The sequence below is a fragment of the Schlesneria sphaerica genome (assembly GCF_044336245.1).
Taxonomy (GTDB): Bacteria; Planctomycetota; Planctomycetia; order Planctomycetales; family Planctomycetaceae; genus Schlesneria; species Schlesneria sphaerica.
In genome coordinates this window covers 652,779-671,632 of record NZ_CP172346.1, presented here as the reverse complement: position 1 = coordinate 671,632, position 18,854 = coordinate 652,779, and the positions used below count along the sequence as shown (strand labels likewise).

The 18,854-nt window shown below is 55.8% G+C and carries 11 protein-coding genes and 1 other RNA gene; 5 read left to right on the top strand and 7 right to left on the bottom strand.

The features are described from left to right. The first annotated feature begins 42 nt into the window (after positions 1-42). The 3 genes from ACGY09_RS02410 to ACGY09_RS02400 all read left to right on the top strand — a co-directional run bounded on the left by ACGY09_RS02410 (position 43) and on the right by ACGY09_RS02400 (position 3,195). On the top strand, positions 43-948 hold the full coding sequence (locus ACGY09_RS02410) for a DUF1559 domain-containing protein (RefSeq protein ID WP_373651681.1): 906 nt from the start codon (positions 43-45) through the stop codon (positions 946-948). Between the two features lie 30 nt (positions 949-978). Beyond that, positions 979-1,437 carry a hypothetical protein gene (locus tag ACGY09_RS02405; protein WP_373651682.1) on the top strand — a complete coding sequence of 153 codons (459 nt, stop codon included), beginning with the start codon at positions 979-981 and terminating at the stop codon, positions 1,435-1,437. A gap of 993 nt (positions 1,438-2,430) precedes the next feature. Next, positions 2,431-3,195: a serine protease gene (locus ACGY09_RS02400; RefSeq protein WP_397570334.1), complete on the top strand. Its 765-nt coding sequence runs from the start codon at positions 2,431-2,433 to the stop codon at positions 3,193-3,195. A 556-nt stretch (positions 3,196-3,751) separates the two neighbouring features. On the opposite strand, the gene ACGY09_RS02395 is transcribed toward ACGY09_RS02400, so the two are convergent. Beyond that, positions 3,752-6,328, bottom strand: a complete 2,577-nt coding sequence (locus ACGY09_RS02395; RefSeq protein WP_397570333.1) for a DUF255 domain-containing protein — start codon at positions 6,326-6,328, stop codon at positions 3,752-3,754. 536 nt (positions 6,329-6,864) lie between these two features. After that, positions 6,865-7,476 carry a superoxide dismutase gene (locus ACGY09_RS02390; RefSeq protein WP_397570332.1) on the bottom strand — a complete coding sequence of 204 codons (612 nt, stop codon included), beginning with the start codon at positions 7,474-7,476 and terminating at the stop codon, positions 6,865-6,867. A 524-nt stretch (positions 7,477-8,000) separates the two neighbouring features. On the opposite strand from ACGY09_RS02390, the gene ACGY09_RS02385 reads away from it, so the two are divergent. Then, positions 8,001-9,497: a hypothetical protein gene (locus ACGY09_RS02385; protein WP_397570331.1), complete on the top strand. Its 1,497-nt coding sequence runs from the start codon at positions 8,001-8,003 to the stop codon at positions 9,495-9,497. Between the two features lie 478 nt (positions 9,498-9,975). Then, on the top strand, positions 9,976-11,085 hold the full coding sequence (locus tag ACGY09_RS02380; RefSeq protein ID WP_373651687.1) for a pyridoxal phosphate-dependent aminotransferase: 1,110 nt from the start codon (positions 9,976-9,978) through the stop codon (positions 11,083-11,085). A gap of 189 nt (positions 11,086-11,274) precedes the next feature. On the opposite strand, the gene ACGY09_RS02375 is transcribed toward ACGY09_RS02380, so the two are convergent. The 5 genes from ACGY09_RS02375 to ACGY09_RS02355 all read right to left on the bottom strand — a co-directional run bounded on the left by ACGY09_RS02375 (position 11,275) and on the right by ACGY09_RS02355 (position 18,712). After that, entirely contained in the window at positions 11,275-12,054 is a 780-nt protein-coding gene (locus tag ACGY09_RS02375; RefSeq protein WP_373653778.1) for a FliA/WhiG family RNA polymerase sigma factor, read from the bottom strand. 825 nt (positions 12,055-12,879) lie between these two features. After that, complete coding sequence (locus tag ACGY09_RS02370; RefSeq protein ID WP_397570330.1) at positions 12,880-15,069, bottom strand: flagellar biosynthesis protein FlhA; 2,190 nt, start codon at positions 15,067-15,069, stop codon at positions 12,880-12,882. A gap of 559 nt (positions 15,070-15,628) precedes the next feature. After that, on the bottom strand, positions 15,629-16,960 hold the full coding sequence (locus ACGY09_RS02365; protein ID WP_397570329.1) for a replication-associated recombination protein A: 1,332 nt from the start codon (positions 16,958-16,960) through the stop codon (positions 15,629-15,631). A gap of 25 nt (positions 16,961-16,985) precedes the next feature. Beyond that, a non-coding RNA gene (ssrS, locus tag ACGY09_RS02360) (6S RNA) lies at positions 16,986-17,183 on the bottom strand. Between the two features lie 260 nt (positions 17,184-17,443). Beyond that, positions 17,444-18,712: a mandelate racemase/muconate lactonizing enzyme family protein gene (locus ACGY09_RS02355; RefSeq protein WP_397570328.1), complete on the bottom strand. Its 1,269-nt coding sequence runs from the start codon at positions 18,710-18,712 to the stop codon at positions 17,444-17,446. Between the last annotated feature and the right edge of the window lie 142 nt (positions 18,713-18,854).

The window sequence follows — 18,854 nt, the reverse complement described above, 5'->3', positions numbered from 1 at the left end:
CCTGTCCAAGTTTCTTCACTTTGTCTATTTGGAGGTTGTCCCATGTCGCGCCAAAGGTCTCGCGGTTTCACACTGATCGAATTACTCGTGGTGATCGCGATTATCGCGGTCCTTATTGCACTGCTGCTGCCTGCGGTGCAACAGGCACGAGAAGCTGCCAGGCGGACCCAGTGCCGCAACAACCTCAAGCAATTGGGGCTGGCCATGCACAACTACAACAGCAGCTTCAACGTCATGCCTGCCGGACGTTACTCTCTCGCCGGGACCCCTTATCTAGGGCATAGCACTCAAACGATGCTGCTTCCTTACTTCGATCAGGCGAACCTTTACAACGCGCTGAACACCAATGTCGGATTCAATTCTCCCCCGAACTTTACAAAGCTCTCTTTGACAGTCCTGCCCGGCCTGCTGTGCCCGAGCAATCCGGTGACCGAAGGGGTCAACTGGACCGGTGGGACGAATCCCGATGGGGGGGATCCGAACAACGATACTGCTCGGACCCATTACGAAGGGATTTCGGACACCGGAACCGGACGTTTTGCCCCGCTGAGCCTTGTCATCGACAACGGGAACGGGATGTTCTATCACGACTCCAAGGTCACGTTCCGCGACATCACTGATGGTACGACGAATACCCTGGCGTTCTGCGAAATCATTTCGCAGGGACCTGGCACCTACTCCTGCTGTTCCTGGATTGCTTACGGCGACGGGATTGGAACTCAGAACGGGATCAACGCACCGTTCCGTTCGACCCCGAATGGTCAGCCTCCTTACCAGCACGACATGTGGGGGGGGAACGCCTTCAGTGGCCCCGCCAGTTACCACACCGGTGGTGCCCACTTTGTGATGGGGGACGGTTCGGTTCGCTTTATCTCTCAGAATATCTCCCAGGTGACTTTGTCGGCACTGACGACCAGAGCCGGCGGCGAAGTCCTGGGTGAGTTCTAAACAAGGTTTTGCCAGTGAGGGGTAAATACTATGCGTTGGTTTGGTTTGCTGTTCGGTGTGGTCGCGATGGCCGGGTTGTCGGGCTGTGGAGAGGCCGGGCTGGAACGGATCGGCATGCACGGAATGGTGACATATAATGGAGAGCCCATCGAGGATGGGGAGATCTCCTTTCAGCCCGTCGAAGGGACGAAGGCTCCCCCGACATCGGCCATCATTACCGAAGGGCGGTATCAATTGCCTGCCAAGTGGGCGCTGGTGCCAGGGACCTATCAGGTCGCGGTCGTTTCCTATCGTGTAGCACTTGATGACAAGCTGCCCGGCGGCGCCCTTGACCGTCCACCCCCATCGGGAGGTATCGAGGTCAAGGACCAGCTCTTGCCGGAAAAGTTCAATACGAAGTCGACGATTGAGCGGATCACAGTCGAATCGGGTCAGGGACCCGTCGAGCAGAATTTTGATCTAGTCGACAATGATCCGCCGAAGAAGTAGACGTTCATTTCTCGAAGCTCAAGTGGCATCACGGGCTCGTCTCTGACGAGCCCGTGTCGCTTTCCGCGGTGCCCAAATTCTCCGTCGTCAGGGTGTAGGATGAACAGAGTTCTGCCACGGTGAACTCGCACGTCCCATGGCGTCATGTCCCGAGAACCCGCTTCTCGCCGCAGGAGCACTCGCCTTTCCTGCACAATTTCGGAAATTTCTTGTTCGAGGAACTCGCGGGGGGAAAAACACGTCGAGTGATGTACGCGCTCCGCAGAGCAGCCTTCGCCCGATGTGCTATTGGGAGCCTGTGTTTGAAATCGCACTCGATCAAGTCCGGTCCCGGACGATTAGGCGCGATGACTAGTTGCGAGTCCCTTTGATCTATCGAACCACCAGATCACAGGTTGTGAGTCGGCCAAAAATCCAAACCTTGTGGCTGCTGCACGCTCGTATCGCTGAAAACTGGTCGCGTCAAAATCGACTGGTGCATTTCCCCTGGGTGCTGCAGAAATCCCGTGATGTTCTGGTTGCCGGAACTGAATGCACGATGAGGGGGCTTCGAGTCAGCAGAGGCGAGTCGACAGTCGACTGGTTCGATTATCTTTGAAAAAGTGGTAGTCTGACTCATCTCGTCAGCATATGATAACCGGCCGAACCTTGGCTGAAAGAGCGTCGGCCGTCAACGTGCAGGACCGATCACAACAGGTCAAATGCCTGACGCGAACATGACTCACTGACGACTTGGCGCTTTCGCAAACGGGTCTCGTCGGCACGTACGTCTGTTCAAAATCGACGACGGCCGATACAACGCATCCTGACAGAATGTCGACCTGACAACTCGAAGCTGCAACTCGGACGGGAATGGATTCCGGCTCAAAAGATTCTTCATGCTGCAAGGTATGAAGTTGAGGTTTGGTGTTGGTGTAACGTCGCTATCGAACAGGCCCCGGATGGCGGCGGGTTTCGTCGAGGGCTCTGGCAGCTTGGTTGGGGAGGCAAGGAATGCCATTCTTAACGAGAAATGCAGTCGGCTTACTTTTCGTCTCTGCGTTGGCAGTTGACGTTCAGCCGATGACGAAGGCCGAGGATGGAGTTTCCATTATTCGGATTCCGTCCGTTTCGAAAATTGTTGATGAAGACCGTTTTCAGGAGCATGTCGTGGAATTGACTCCGGTCGCCTCGGGCAAGCTGCTGAAGTACGCCGTGAAGCTCCGAGCCAAAGACACGCGATCCGCGCTGGCTTCAGGAGTCAACGTCGCTGACGGCATCCTGACGTGCGCGCACGTTGTCGAAGGATTCTCAGAATTCACAGTGGAATGTGATGGCGAAGCGGCAACCGCACGTGTCGTCACCGTGGATGAACAGCACGACTTGGCGCTGCTGTCTGTGAAATGGACTCAGCCTCACGCAGAAGCTGTGCTGACTAAGACCAGTCCTCAACCGGAGGAACAGCTTACGAGCGTGGGCCGACAGAAGGATGGGACATTTTCGGTCGAACTTCATTCGCTGCAGAAAATCGAAAACAGGGAATATCTCTATACCAACCCGCCCCAGGAAGGACGGAGTGGATCCGGGATCTTCAACTCGGATGGCAAACTGGTTGGGATTGTTCTGGGCAAGATCGTTGATGTTGAACCGTTCATCGGACGGGCTGCCGTGGTCGAAGATGTCAAGAAATTGGTGACTGCGAAGCGTGCGAAGATTAAGGTGGCGAGTCGGCGGAGTGACAGCCCGACTCCCACGGTGGTCCGCAAGAGCTTGCAGTAAGTGCTTCTCAACCTTTGCAGAGCCACTGACTCTCTTCAAATGCCGGCAACAGGGGTGAAATGATGTAGACCCCGAAACTCACGACTGGAGTTCCAACGGTTCGCCGGAATCGATTCCGGTGAGCCGAGCAAATACTGATGGAGACTGCGCCGCGATAATCCTCGCCTCACCCGGCCGACGGTTGCGGTGGGGCAAGTTGGCATAACGACTGACGAATCATGAATGGCCGCTCGAGATCCCGGCGATCGCCGTCTTCGTCCCTGTTTCCGTGCGCGTCGAATCCTCCAAACGCGTTGGGGGGATTGTTCCACCCTCGACTGTTGTCAGGAGAGACTGTCCATGCGACCGGACTCGGTCACGTCTGAGCACTGGTGGAGCGATCGATTTCTCGACGGCGGCGTTCCATAGCCAGGTACGGAGATTTCATCGCTTCGAATCTAAAAAAACACTCTGCCTTCCGGTCGAAAACAGGAAAGCAGAGTGCGTCGATTCAGAGATTACGGAGCAGTTTTTCGGCAAGCATGTCCGTTCCACACCTGTGGCGTTCGAATGCTCGCTACTTGCGGCGTTCTTCGCCCTTGGGGGCTTCCTTGAAGAGGCGGGCGTTGATGTTCTTCACGGTTTCTCCCCGATTGGCGACCGCAAGTTTCCCCGTCAGCTTGATCGTCTTGGGTGGACGACAGCCGGTGTCATTACATGCCTGATAGGTAATGGAGATTTCCATTTCGTCCATTTGTCCGGCCGCTTTCTCAGGAACCGTTACAACTCCGCGAATTGCGACTTCCCCTTCGTACACGTCCACTTCCGCCTCTTCTCCTTCGAACTTGAATCCGTGGCCCTTGGGGTACTTGGGATCGGAGAGTTTTGCACCGGCCTTGGATTTGAAAGTAACCTTCGTGGGAATCAAATGCTCCTGGCTGGGCGGGTTCGCGTTGATATGCCAACCCTCTTTCACGTCCAGCAGGACGAGAAACTGGCTGGTCCCACCGGGGGGCAATTTGTCGGTCGAGAGGTACGCCCGACCGGTAACCAGTTCATCCTTTTTCGGACGTTCTTCTTTCTGGTCAGCAAGTACGACCAGCGGTTCTTTCGACGCGGCGGGCTGCTGAGCGGCGGCGGGTGTGACCTCGGCTGTCACTTCACGGGTGTCCGCCCCTTTGGTTTCTCCCTCGGCTTCGAGTAATTCGGTCGCTGCGAGGGCGAGATTGGCCAGTCCGCGAGGGGACTGTTCCATGCTCGACGCAAGCAGCTCAATTGTTGCGCGTGCCTCTTCGCGGTAGGCCTCGATTCCGGTCAGTTTTGACAGTCGGATCAGGTTTCTTGCGCTGACACTGTTTCCGGCAGGCAGCACACCGTCATAGGAATTTTTTGTGCGCGCCAGAAGCTCTTCGTGATGGTGCGATGTGAAGAAGAACCCACCGTTCGTTTCATCCAGGAACAGGCGCAGTTGTTCGTCCTGCAGTCGCTTTGCCGACTTCAGCCATTTCGAATCTTCAGTGGCGTCGTACAGAGCGAGCAGACCGTCGATGAGAAATGCGTAGTCGTCCAGGTAGGCATTGAGTTTGGCCTGATTGCCCGTCCAGACGTGCAGCAATCGGCCTTGGGGATCACGCAGGTTTTCGAGAAGAAAGGTTGCTGCTTTCTCGGCAACCCGAACGTATTCGGGGTGCTGAAGCGGCGAGGCGGCGCGGGCGAAGGCGCCGATCATCAGTCCATTCCAGCAGGTCAGCACTTTCTCGTCACGAAGTGGTTTCTTGCGGAGATTTCGGACAGCCAGCAGCTTCTTGCGGTCAGCGGTGAATTCATCGAACTCGCTATTGGCCAACCCTTTCCCCTCGTCCTGAGTGGCGGTGGCCGATTTCGGCAATCGCCGTGGGGAAAGCCGAAGCACATTTCCGTGTTCAAAATCTGACAGGTCCTTGATGCGATACGCTTCCTTGAAACGTTCTGCGCTGTCACCCAGGATATCGTCAATTTCGCTCGCTTCCCAAACGAAATACTCCCCTTCGATTCCATCCGTTTCAGCATCGATTGCCGAGTAGAATGCTCCTTCCGGGGATGTCATTTCGCGTGTGACGAACTCCAGGATCTCTTCTGCAACCTGTTTGTAAACGGGGTTGTGGCTGGTGCGAAACCCTTCGACAAACACGTCAGTCAGCTGAGCCTGGTCGTACAGCATTTTTTCAAAGTGGGGGACACTCCAGCGACGATCGACAGAGTAACGATGGAAGCCTCCGCCAACATGATCGCGGATTCCGCCACAGGCCATTTGAATGAGAGTCAGATCCAGCAACTGGGCCACTTCAGGGTTCGGCGTTCTGCGCAAAACCTGCTGAATGAAGTTCAGCTTCGTGGGAGTCGGAAACTTGGGGCCCTCTGGATTGCGGGCATTGAAATCAATGCCGCCGAATTCCGGATCGAAACTCGATGCAATTGCCGCAAAGGCGGTAGAGGTCAACTTGTCGTTGATTTCAATTGTCTTTAGAGCGATTTTGGGTCGCATCAGACGCTGGGTTTCGTTGGAGATGATGTCGGCGTTTGCCAGCATCTGTTCATGCTGATTCTTCCAGACGTCGAGCAGCTTTTCGAGAACCGTCGGGAATCCCTGGCTCCCCTCAGAATCCTCCGGGGGGAAGTAGGTACCGCCCGCCACAGGCTTGGCGTCAGGGGTGAGGAACATCGAAAGGGGCCAGCCTCCATTTGAAGGTGACCCGATCATCTGAAAATAGACCTGCAGGGCGGTCATGTAGATATCATCGATATCAGGGCGCTCTTCGCGGTCAACTTTGATGCAGACAAAGTGTTCGTTCAGCGTCTTGGCAATCGCTTCATTGCTGAAGACGTTTCGCTCCATCACGTGACACCAGTAGCAACTGCTGTAACCCACGGACAGAAAGACCAGCTTGTTTTCTTTTCGGGCTTTCTCGAACGCTTCCGGACCCCAGGGGTACCAGTCGACGGGATTGTGAGCGTGGAGCAGCAGATAAGGGCTGCTCTCAGTGGCGAGGCGGTTAGTGCGCTCGGCCTTGTTGCCGGGTGGGGAGGCTTCCTGCGAAGCCAGGTCCCGTTCGCACAGCACTGCCGATCCAACCAACCCAATCAGGGTCACCAAAACCCGACGGTCAAGTCGCATATCTTGCATTTCGCGTCCTGCCTTTGCCGATTCCATGTCACAGTGAAACTGTACAGTGGAACTATAACGGTTTGACGATACAGAGGTTCGGAACTCCATCAAGGCCCCGACTTTGTCTTGATTCTAATTTCCCGGAGGCGACGCCGAAAGGGGACAGCAGCGCTGTCAACGTCGATGTTGTACCTGAATTCCCTGAAGGGGAGGGCCTGCGCGCGGGGACGCGGCTGGCTGGAACCATCGATGACAGCGGTTTGGGGGGGAGACTATTCGAGTCGGCGTCTGAAGTGGACACCGTAGCGGCGGGGGGACTTTGGAGGGATCCGGGGCGGGCTCGCCGAACTTCATCGGGGAGCCGGTCCGGTGGATTGCAGCGAGTCAGTGTCGCAGTGATTGACTTTGACTCGCACGGCCACTCCTCCCTGTTCAGGACAAGCAGGAGTGGCACGCGGGTCATTTCGCAGTCAGTGCTGTACGTCGAGAAAACGAAGGGTCTTCTGAACGATCAGCCTGTCGACTGCTCTCTCGCAGGTGTGAGATTACTTCTTTGCTTCTGCATAGCGGCGAGCAACTTCAGGCCAGTTGACGATGTTCCAGAAGGCGGCGATGTAGTCTGGTCGGCGGTTCTGGTAGTGCAGGTAGTAAGCGTGTTCCCAGACGTCGAGTCCCAGCAGTGGCGTGCGGCCTTCCATCAGGGGGCTGTCCTGGTTTGGGGTGCTTTCGATGAGCAGTTTGCCCTTATCGAACGACAGCCAGGCCCAACCGCTGCCGAAGCGGCTCGTGGCGGCCGCGTTGAATTTTTCTTTGAACGTGGCGAAGCTGCCAAAGGTGCTGTTGATCGCCTGGGCGAGTTCGCCGGTCGGTTCCGCTCCGGTGTGAGGAGCGAGAATGGTCCAGAACAGCGAGTGATTTGCATGTCCGCCTGCGTTATTGCGGATGACGGTGCGAATGTCTTCGGGAACGGCTGCCAGGTTGCTGATGATTTCTTCCGCCGATTTATTGGCGAGTGCTGGCTGTCCTTCGAGTTTCGCGTTGGCGTTGTTGATGTAGGCCTGATGGTGTTTCGTGTGGTGAATCTCCATCGTCTTGGCATCAATAAACGGCTCGAGCGCGTTCGTCGCATACGGCAATGGTGGCAATACGAAAGCCATAATAATCTCCTGAGTGAAATCGGTCGTTCAGAATGATGCAAACGGGGCAGACTTGTCGGTTCTTCTCGTGCAATTTTCCTGCCGTGATTCTAGGTGTTCCCTGCAGTGAAGCAAAGCAAGACGGCGAAGTGACTCTGAACTTTCAGCATGGAGGGTGGAAATCGTCCGGGAGCGAAATCGTCCAGGGGCGGATGTTCGATTATCGGAATCTCGGTGAACTGAGTAGACGACGCACACTCTCGCACGTAGAGTCTTCAACGATTCGCATGCGAAGGTGAACGGGGATTTGTTCGTTTTTTGTGGATCGAAACGTCCTTGCGTTTGTCCCGCCGGGCTCACGCAAGCGTTCGAGTTCCGTTGTTCGAGCAATCCTTGCGGTCGCTCCTCGAGTGTGAGCTACGTCGTTCGGCTGCCGTCGGTGGAAACGGCAAACGAGTTGCGACGCCTGACGGTCCTGAACCCACTACCACGCTTCTGGTTCATCGGGCACTCCGATGACACCGGGAATTGCCACGGAAACACCGATGAAAGTTCAGCAGTTTCTCGAACACCACGGCCTTAATCAGAACCCCTTCAGTCAGGAAGACGCCCAGACCGATCCGCTGTTTCAGAAGCTGGGAGCGGATGGCACCTTCCATCCTGCGTGGGACAAAATCTACGGCGATCCATCGACCCCCTCCACGGCCGTTGTTTTCGGTGAGAAGGGGAGCGGTAAAACGGCTCTGCGGCTTCAGATTGTCGAACATACCGCAAAGTACAATAAAGCAAATCCCGATCACCGGGTCTTCATCGTCGATTACGATGACTTCAATCCGTTCCTCGATTCCTTCAACGAGAAAGTCGGCTGGACTGGGGCCAAACCCGAAAAGACGCTGCAAAAGTGGCGTCTTTGGGATCACATCGACTGCATCCTTTCACTCGCCACCACGGCGCTCGTTGATGATATTACCTCGCGCAAAAGTTCCTCGGAACAGGGACCGTTTCACGCTTCGGCAGAAAAAGCGGCGACGTTGTCACCCAGTAACAAGCGAGACCTGCTGCTGCTGGCCTCGTTTTACGATCACAGCACAGACAACGCGCAGCTGACTCGCTGGTCGAGCCTGCGTCGGAAACTCGGAGTATCGAACTGGCGCAGTTATTGCGATTTCACTATCGGGCTCGCAACCACTGGCGTCCTGTTCGGTCTGCTCGCTTACTTGCAAAAGCTGGATCAACTGGGGCGGTACTGGCCCTGGCTGGTGCTGGTTGCCGGGTGGGCACCCTGGCTATGGAATCAGTTCAAGATGGCCACGCTGGGCTGGAAGGTCGCCCGTCAGATTCGCGTCCTGGACCGCCCCGTTAACCAGCTGCGATCTGTGTTGAGCCACTTCGATAGCAAGGATCTGGTCGGACAGCCCATTCCGTCACGTGACCGCAGCGACGATCGTTATGAATTGCTGACGAAACTCCAGAATATTCTGGAGGGACTCGGATTCGATTCGATCACCGTGCTGGTCGATCGAGTCGATGAACCCCACTTGATCAATGGTTCCCCCGAGCGGATGAAGGCTCTCTTGTGGTCGATGTTCGACAACAAGTTCCTCAAGCATGCGGGTATTGGTTTCAAGCTACTGCTGCCCGTCGAAGTCAGCTTCTACCTGACGCGGGAAGATAAGGAATTCTACGAAAAGTCACGGCTCGACAAGCAGAATCTGATTCGCACTCTCGAATGGACCGGCGAATCGCTGTTTGACCTCGCAAATGACCGGGCCCGTGCCTGTAACACGAATGCGGACAAGCAGGTCTCGATCAAGAACTGGTTCGACGACTCCATCAGCGAAGCGGAACTGGTGGGTCATCTTTCAAGACTGCGAGTTCCCCGGCATCTGTTCAAGTTTCTGCATCGACTGCTGGTCGAACACTGTCACCGATACACGGACGAATCGCCACAGTGGAAGATCAATCGCGAAACGCTGCAGTCATCCTTGGCGCTCTACCTGCGCGACCTGGAAGCCTACGATCGCGGTCTCGGAACGGGTTGATCGCAACGAGTTCCCTTCGGGAGCGGAACAGGTCTTTCTGTTCCGCTGGAAACCGGGCGGGACAGGGTGGCGGACGCGACACGGTACGCAATTGACACGACAAATCAATCAGGATTCTGCGAAACGCCAGTGTGTTGCAGTGGCTGGCTGCCCCATCAACTGGCGGCTTTTTTTGCCGCTCAGCCGAATTTGACGACGTAGCGTGCGAGGGTTTCGTCAAGCTGCACACGACTCTCCGGTCCCGGTGATCGCTTCAAATTCCGATTCGGGGAAGGGGCCTGAGGGACGACTCATGCCAATTCCCGCAGTGGTCGATTTCTTTTCTCGCTGACGGGACCCCAACTAAGACCCGGCATCCCGTGCATCCGTCTTCCGCTGACGATGATCAATTCAGTACCGATGGGCCGAGGCGGTGTGGTATTGTGAGAATTGTGTCTGAGCCGACTTGGCGATTTCTTACTTGAAACTGACAGAACAAATGAGTGATTCCTGGATTGCTGATCGGATGCATCAGATCGATGCCTCTGGCATTCGCAAGGTCTTCGACCTGGCGGCGACGATGAAAGATCCGATCAATCTGAGTATCGGACAACCTCACTTCGATACGCCCGACCCGGTCAAGAAAGCGCTGATTTCTGCGGTCGAGGGGGGAAAGAACGTCTACAGCGTGACTCAGGGGATCTCTCCCCTCCGGGAAGCGTTACAGGCTCGAGTGACTGCGGAACTGGGGCATGCCGACCGTCAGACATTCATCACCAGTGGAACGAGTGGCGGGCTGCTTCTGGCACTTTCCGTCCTCGTGAATCCAGGTGACGAAGTCATCGTATTTGATCCCTGGTTTGTGATGTATAAGCATCTGGTCACGCTGGCTGGGGGAACCTGCCGCGTGATTGATACCTATCCTGATTTTACCATTGATCTGAACAAGGTCCGTGATGCGATCACACCGAAAACGAAGGTGATTCTGTGCAACAGCCCCTGCAATCCCACAGGGCATGTCGCGACGGAAGAAGAGATGAAAGGGCTGGCGGAACTGGCCGCCGAAAAGAACATCTGCCTCATTAGCGACGAAATCTATCGCGTCTTTACGTATGAACAACCCTTCGTCAGTCCGGCAAAGTGGAACGACCAGACACTGGTGATCGACGGATTCAGCAAGTCTCACTCGATGACCGGACTGAGGCTCGGGTTTGCTCACGGGCCTTCCCATCTGATCCAACAGATGATTAAGTTGCAGCAGTTCACCTTCGTCTGTGCACCGCAGCCCGTCCAATGGGCGGGGCTTGCAGCAATGTCGTATGACGTTTCGCATCACGTGGCCGACTATGCGAAGAAACGTCTGTTCCTGATCAACGAGTTGAAAGACGACTACGACATTCGTGGCAGTGGCGGGGCATTCTACCTGTTCATCAAGTCGCCGAAGGGGACCGGCACCGAGTTTACGAAGCGGGCGATCGAGAATGGTCTATTGATCATCCCCGGTAACGTCTTCAGTCCGCACGATACTCACTTCCGCGTCAGTTTTGCAGCCGAGAACGAGACGCTGGCGCGTGGCGTCGAAGTACTGAAAAAGCTCGTTCGCGAGTGATCCGGGGCTGTGGTAGAAAGGGGACCAGCAGCGTCCTGTCTGCTGATTGAATCTGTACAAATTCGAACGGCATTGGATAGCGCGGGAGTGATGATCGCAATGCAAAAAAGCCCGGCACCATCGCGTGATGATGTCGGGCTTTGATGGGGCACGTGGGCGAGTTCATTCTCGCTGACACGCGGCTGAATGCTACTGTGCAAATTCGGGACGACGGCGGTTCAACTGATCCTTCAGGCGTGCGACGATGCTGGAATGCATCTGACTGACGCGTGATTCCGACAGTCCCAAAGTGGTACCGATTTCTTTCATCGTCAGCTCTTCATAGTAGTAGAGGATGATGATCAATCGCTCATTGCGGTTCAGCCCCTTGGTGACGAGCTTCATCACGTCACGTTTCTGGATGCTGTCGGTGGGGTCTTCCCCTTTGGTATCTTCGATGATATCGATTTCGCGGACGTCTTTGTAACTGTCCGTTTCGTACCATTTCTTGTTCAGGCTGACGAGATTGACGGCAGAAGCTTCTGACTTGTGCTTGTCATACTCTTCCATCGGCAGGCCCATCTTCTGGGCGATTTCTGCATCTGATGGAGGACGGCCGAGTTCGGCTTCCGCTTCCTTGCGTGCCGCTTCCAGCTTGCTGGCTTTGCTACGGACAAGGCGTGGTACCCAGTCCATCGTGCGCAGTTCGTCGAGCATGGCACCGCGGATACGGGGGACGCAGTACGTTTCGAACTTGACGCCGCGGTCGAGGTCAAATGCTTCGATGGCATCCATCAATCCGAAGACTCCGGCGGAAATCAGATCGTTCAGATCGACTCCGTCGGGAAGCTTGGCCCAGACCCGTTCAGCGTTATATCGGACAAGCGGAAGAAATCGCTCGATGAGAGCGTTTCGCAAGTTCTGATTGGATTGATCTCGCTTAAAGTCCTGCCAGACCTGGGCGATTTCTTCGTCCGTTGCAACCTTCATTACCATCACACCCTCCATGGTGAGCAACCGGCTTCCACAGCGTGATTCTCTGTGGACGTGGCGTCGATGCCCGCGCTGTGGTTATTTAGTTACCAGTATTCAATTCAAGCCGATTTGCGCTGTTGATCCGATTCTGGCTGAACGCTTCCACCTTCCTGGTGGACAGGTCAGACGTCCTCTGATCAGACACTCCGCCATATCCCGTTCAATCATTATCGGCACAAGGAACCCTTCCATTTGAACTAATTCACTTTAATTCCCCCGAACGTCATAACCGGCCTCTTCTGGATCAAAATGGAAAATTGGAAAAGAAGAAATCAAGATTTACGCGGCAATCATCAACTGAGTGTCTCCACAGGAAGGTAATTGCCTCAGGCCAGTGACTCGATTCGACATGGTTGAGCAAGGGCTCCCGACGGCTTGTCGATCCGGTAATCGTGGCATCACCGGAAGTGAGCTTTTCGATTCCGCAAGGTCAGGGGCACCTCGCGTCTGCCCCCGATCGATAGGGGCGTTAAACGGATCATTCATGTGCAAGGGTGTTGGCATCATCTGAATAAAGCTGCTGTTGTTGTGATTGGAGCGTGTCAAAGTACGGACGATGACTGTTGATCGAGCAACGGGGCGAACACCGTCAGCTGATCTACCCAGCCAATTGCAGTAGGCTGCGAAATTCAAATTTTGGAGTTGGGGAGAAAATCGTCGGCGATCTTGATTCGAGGGAGCGTCGATTCAAGATTGGTGCATGAACCCGGTTGGGCCTGGGTTCTGCTCTATCCGTTGTCAATTGCGCTGCAGTTGAATGGGAGGATTCAGTTGCAGTGATCACGTCATGGCTGCGACCAGCGGGTGACGTTTTTGTCCATCGAGGGGCCTCTTCTGAGGAATCTTGATGGAGTTGATTGGAACTTGCCCATGCGGCTGAACCACCGTATCCCGGGAGATCTCCTGCAGGCTGAGTACTGCAAGTTTGGGGAGCGAGCTTTGGGTGATTTGCCGAAGGACGGGGCGAACCTGTGCCGAGCAGACGACGACTGGAAGATATCCTTCGCGAGTCAACCGGCTTGTCTGACGTGAAAGTTCGTGAGTGACACCTTCAATGATTTGCGGCGTTAACTTGATTGAAAGGCCTCGTTCAGATCCTTCAAAGCCGCCGCAGAGAACGTCTTCGAGCGCCGGATCGAGAGTGATTGCATGAATCACTCGATTGGCATCGCGGTACTGTTGACAGATTGTGCGACTGAGGGCATTGCGAACGAGTTCGGTCAACGTCGTGATATTGGTGGTCTGATCTGCGTAAGTTCCGAGAGTCTCCAAGATCGTTTCAAGGTCTCGAACCGGAACGTTTTCTCGCAGAAGATTGCAAAGGATCTGGTGGACTTGAGCTGGTTTCAGGAGCGTTGGGATCAGTTCTTCGACAACCTTGGGTGAGGTTCGGCCGAGTGTTTCCAGTAGCTGATGAACATGCTGTCGGGTCAGCAGCTCGTCTGCATGTGTTTTGACGATCTCGGCCAGGTGAGCCATCAGCACGACGGCGGGCTCGACGACCTTATATCCGCAGACCTTTGCATTCTCGACTTGCGATGACTCAATCCATTTCGCGGCGCGACCGGTGGATGGTTCGATGACGTCCTGGCCGTTCACCTCGCCGCTGACCAGCCCGGTGTTGACCGCCAGCAGCATTTCGGGGCGAAGTACGCCGGAGGCCACCGTGACATTTCGCAGCTTGATTCGATAACCGCAGTCGCTCAATCGCAGGCTGTCGCGAATTTTGACCTTCGGCAGGATGATTCCCAGCTCCAGCGCAATCTTGTTTCGCAACTGAGTGACCCGGTCCATCAGGTCGCCCCCTGCATCGGGGTCGGCCAGCTTGATCAGGCGAAAGCCGAGTTCGAGTTCGATTGGTTCAATGGCCAGTTTATCTTCTGGACGCTGCTCACGCTTGAACTGAGCGGGCGAGACGGAATGTACTTGAGTCGAATTTACTGCCGGAGAGCTGTTCGCAGAGGCCGCGGCTTGGGTTTTCGACGAGGTGACTGATTTGACGCTCAGTCCGATCAGAACACAGCCGACTGCCAAAGTCGCCAGAGGAATCATGGGCAGGCCGGTGAAGGCCAGAGCGGTGGCGAAGGCCGCTGCCAGGAAGAGTGCCGTGGGCTCCTGGAACATCTGGTGAGCCGCATCGTGCGACAGGTTCGACTCGCGAGAACTTCGCGTCGCCAGTAACCCTGCAGCGATCGCGATCAGAAATCCGGGAACCTGCGAGACAAGACCGTCTCCGATAGTCAGGGTTGAGTAGACTTCCAGTGCATTGGGGATGGACATGCCATGCTGAATGACGCCGATAGACAAGCCGCCAACAAGATTGATGACAGTGATCAGGACGCCAGCGATCGCATCACCGCGAACAAATTTACCGGCTCCATCCATGGCGGCATGAAAGTCTGCCTGGTCGGTCAGTTCCTGACGACGGAGTCGGGCCTGTTCCTGAGTGATCGTCCCGGCAGCTACGTCGGCATCAATCGCCAATTGCTTGCCGGGGAGGCTGTCGAGCGAGAATCGTGCAGCGACTTCGCTGATTCTTGTGGCACCCTTTGTGACGACCACAAACTGAATCACCACGATAATTGCAAACAGGATCAGGCCAACGATCAGTTGCCCCTGAGCGACGAATCGTCCGAAGGTTTCGATGACGACGCCGGCGGCCTCTGTTCCTGCGGTGGGCCCCTGAGTCAGAATCAGGCGAGTCGAAGCAACGTTCAGAACGAGCCGAACCAGAGTCGTCACCAGCAGCAGTGACGGAAAGACACTGAACTCCAGTGGTTTACGGACAGAAATCGTCGTCAGCAGGATCAGGACGGATGCGGTCACGTTGGCGGCGAGTAAGAGGTCCAGGACGACTGGCGGCACGGGGGCAATCAGCACCAGGACGGAAAGGACCACCAGGATTGGAAAAACCATTCCCAGGGAACTTCCTGCAACAGAGTGCGGACCGTGTCCGACAGCAGTGGTCATGTTGACTCCACGCAACGAAATGATCGCGTCGCCGAAAGTGACGTGATACGAACGAATTGAATTGGGAAAAGGAGAAGTGCGGGCGATTGATAAGAGAAAGAGAAATGTCTGTCCAGATGAATGGGATCTGTTCGGTGCCCGATTCTACGTCACCATTCCCAAACAGGAGTGACTGCAGGCAGGACTTGCCGGAGCGCCGCCCGAAAGCGTTCAAAACGAGCTAAATTGGCCGCAATTAAGGAATTTGTCTCATTGGATGCGAGCTGACGGAGCTGAATTTCCACTCGCTGCCGGGAAAGCGAGCTGAATGTTGAGGGGAGACTGCATACAGAGAGGGCAATTTATCGAGCGGGAACATGGGGCGTCCCGCACCGTTACCTCTTATTTCTCTGAACAAATTGACACTGGCCCAAGTCACAACGCGCACGTGTCGCCAAAACCTCGCACACGGCTGAGAGCCACCTTATGGCGCCAGAATTGCGCCGGCTCACACATCTCAGGGGATAACCCAGCTTGTTGAAGTTGAGATGGGCACCGTATGTTGGCCATATGACCTGAATTACTCAGGTTGAGAATCCGGTGCCGTTCTGCGCATTTGTCGCAGTTGATCCAGTCGTCGCTTCATCTCTGTTTCCGCGCCCCGCTCAACCGGTTCGTAGTAACTGCGATCGACTCCCAGATAATCCTGAGCGATCCAGCCCTCAGGGGCGTCGTGCGGGTATTCGTAACCCTTGCCATGCTCGAGTCTGGCTGCACCTTGGTAGTGTGCGTCCCGCAGATGGACTGGGACGGGCAGCAGTCGTGAATTGGTGACATCCTCCATCGCAGCGTCGATGGCCTTGTAAGCCGCATTCGATTTCTGTGCGAGGGCCAGATAGGTCACTGCCTGGGCGAGAATGATTCGGCATTCCGGCATTCCGATGAATTCCGTGGCGGCTGCCGCGGACTGGGCCAGGACCAGGCCGTGGGGATCCGCATTACCGATGTCTTCAGCAGCCGAGATCACCAGCCGACGTGCGACAAACCGGGGTTCCTCGCCCGCTGCCAGCATCCGGGCCATCCAGTAGATGGCTGCGTCCGGGTCGCTGCCACGGATACTCTTGATCATGGCGCTCGCTGCGTCGTAGTGATCATCTCCATCGGCGTCGTAGCGAATCTGCTTTTTCTGGATCGATTCTTCGGCCGCGGCCAGATCAAACTCAGCGGTCTTCGGATCGAGCGACAACACGCCGATTTCCAGAGCGGTCAACGCCCGGCGGGCATCGCCATCGCAGACGGTGGCCAGAAATTTCAGCGCCTCAGGTGTCGCTGTGACTTTTTTTGCTCCCAGACCCCGCACGGCGTCTTTGAGTGCGGCTTCGAGCAAGTAAACGACATCCTCCGTCGAGAGGGGTTGCAACTCAAAGATCTGGCTGCGGCTCAGCAAGGGCGAAATCAATGCGAAGAAGGGATTGGCCGTCGTCGCTGCGACAAGTGAGACAATTCCATCCTCCACATCAGGCAAGAGGACATTCTGTTGCTGTTTGTTGAAATGGTGCAGTTCGTCGATGAAGAGAACTGTCCGGTTTCCGCCAGTGGAAACATCCGCGCGTGCTTTGTCGAGCACGTCGCGCAGCTCTTTGACTCCCGCAGCGGCAGCGTTCAACGAACGGAATGTTCGCTTGGTGTGTTGGGCGATGAGTTCGGCCAGGGATGTCTTGCCTGTTCCCGGTGGCCCGTAGAAAACAACCGATGAGATTCGGTCCGCCTCCAGCATCCGGCGGAGAAGCTTGCCGGGGGCGAGGATATGGTGCTGTCCGACAAATTCACTCAGTGTTCTTGGTCGCATCCGCGCGGCTAAGGGGCGAACCGCGTTGCGATGCTCTGCTTCCAGCCGGTCGAACAAGGCCATGAAAAATCGTCTCGCTGGATAAAAAGAAGCCTCCGCCAGTGCCGTTGGAACGCTGAGGTTCTGAACCCAAAGGATTCAGGGGGGAGCCTCATGTCCGGGTTGTGTGAGCCGGGAAGGCACCGAAGTGCGATCGCGGATATACACGCGGCCGAACTAGAAAACTCCCGCATGAAGAAGTTGTAGGGTCAACGCACAAGCCCCGTATCGAACACGGCAGAGGTTTCTCGAATCCCGAAGGATCCGGGATCGATGCTAACGAGGGGCAGGCCCACATTCAAGACGAATGGTGAGCGCAGTGTTCGAACGATCGCCGTTCAGCGGACTCACACTCACGCGCCTCAGACACGCCCCAATTTGACGCCGGTCGGTAACTGATGGCGGTGCAAGACTTAACTGGAATGTGACTGGCTTCGTCCGAACCGAGACGAGATGAGGGCGATCGGAAAATATTCTTATGAAAAACCGGGGACGCAGGTCTGCATTTCACGACACCGCGTAGGTTCTCACAAAGTCCTCATCGACGGTGATTCCCAGTCCCGGACCGGTCGGTACATCGATGAGACCGTCTTTGAGAGGGAACGAGCCCTTGGCGATTCCGTCGCGCCACGGGTTTTCGGACTGATCGAGTTCCAGAAGGGGCGTGTCAGTAGGCAGGCCCCAGTGTGGGTCGGGCAGCAAAGAGACAAGGTGGGTTGTGGCGGCGATCAGGACGTCACTCCCCCAGCAGTGCGGGATGCAGCGGATGCCGGAAAGGGCAGCAGTCTCGGCGATGTAAAGGGCTTCGGCCAGGCCTCCACACAGACTGATATCGGGCTGGATAATGTCCATCGCCCGCCGGTCGATCAGATCCTTGGCGCTGGCTCGGGAGTCAACCACTTCCCCCGCAGCCAACGATAAGGGGAGCTTCCGACGCAATTCTTCATACCCGGCATAGCGAGGGGACTGGGGAAGTGGTTCTTCAAACGCTTCGAAGCCGAGTCGATTCAAAACATTTCCCATCCTGACTGCCGATTCCAGCGTGTAGGCCCCGTTTCCGTCGGCCATCAGCAGAATGTCGGGACCGACTGCGTCTCTGACAGCTTCAGCGACTTTGGCTTCACGGGCGACGGAATATCGTCCCAGTCGCATTTTCATCGCTTTGAAGCCGAGTTTCTTCTTCTCGACTGCCTCTTCGGCATAGTGATCTTCCGGCTGAAGGCCTTCCAGGTAGTTCATGGCCGATGCGTAGGCGGGGATCCGGTCGCGGAGTCGTCCACCGAAGAGTTCTGCAACGGGTAAGTTGAGGGCTTTTCCTCGCAGATCGTTAAGGGCGATGTCCACTCCCCCTACCGCAAGTCCGTTTCCGAAGTTCGCTCCCCACATTTGCCGCCAGAGTCGACGGTATTCAAGGGGATTTTTCCCAATGAGCTGAGGGGCCAGCACCTCGTCGATTGCCGCTCGAATGCCCCCAATCGGAATGGTTTCGCCCCAGCCGACCAGTCCCGAGTCGGATTCAATTTTGACGAGCAGGACTTCTCGCGTGGAATCGAGAGGTACGGAGACGGACACGCCGAAAGGACGCTTCAAAGTTGTCCGGAGCAGATAGGTTTTGACCGAAGCAATTTTGAGCTTGGGAGCCCCAGAAAGCGCTGCCTCTTCGGCAGCTCTCAGCGGTTCCGGAAACCTTCCTCTCCCCATTGCCGAGAGGAAGGCGCCGGATGCCATCGCACCAGAAACCAGAAAATTCCGTCGATTGGTTCGAAATGAATTCATCCGAAAACTTCCGTTGAGGTGATCGAATCAGGGGCGACGACAAGGATTGTCCGGGTGTGTAGAGCTACAACTGCAGAGCCTGAAATCATTTCCGACAGCAGGACAGGGAATAGTGAAAGGAGTCAACGATCAGCAGCCGTTA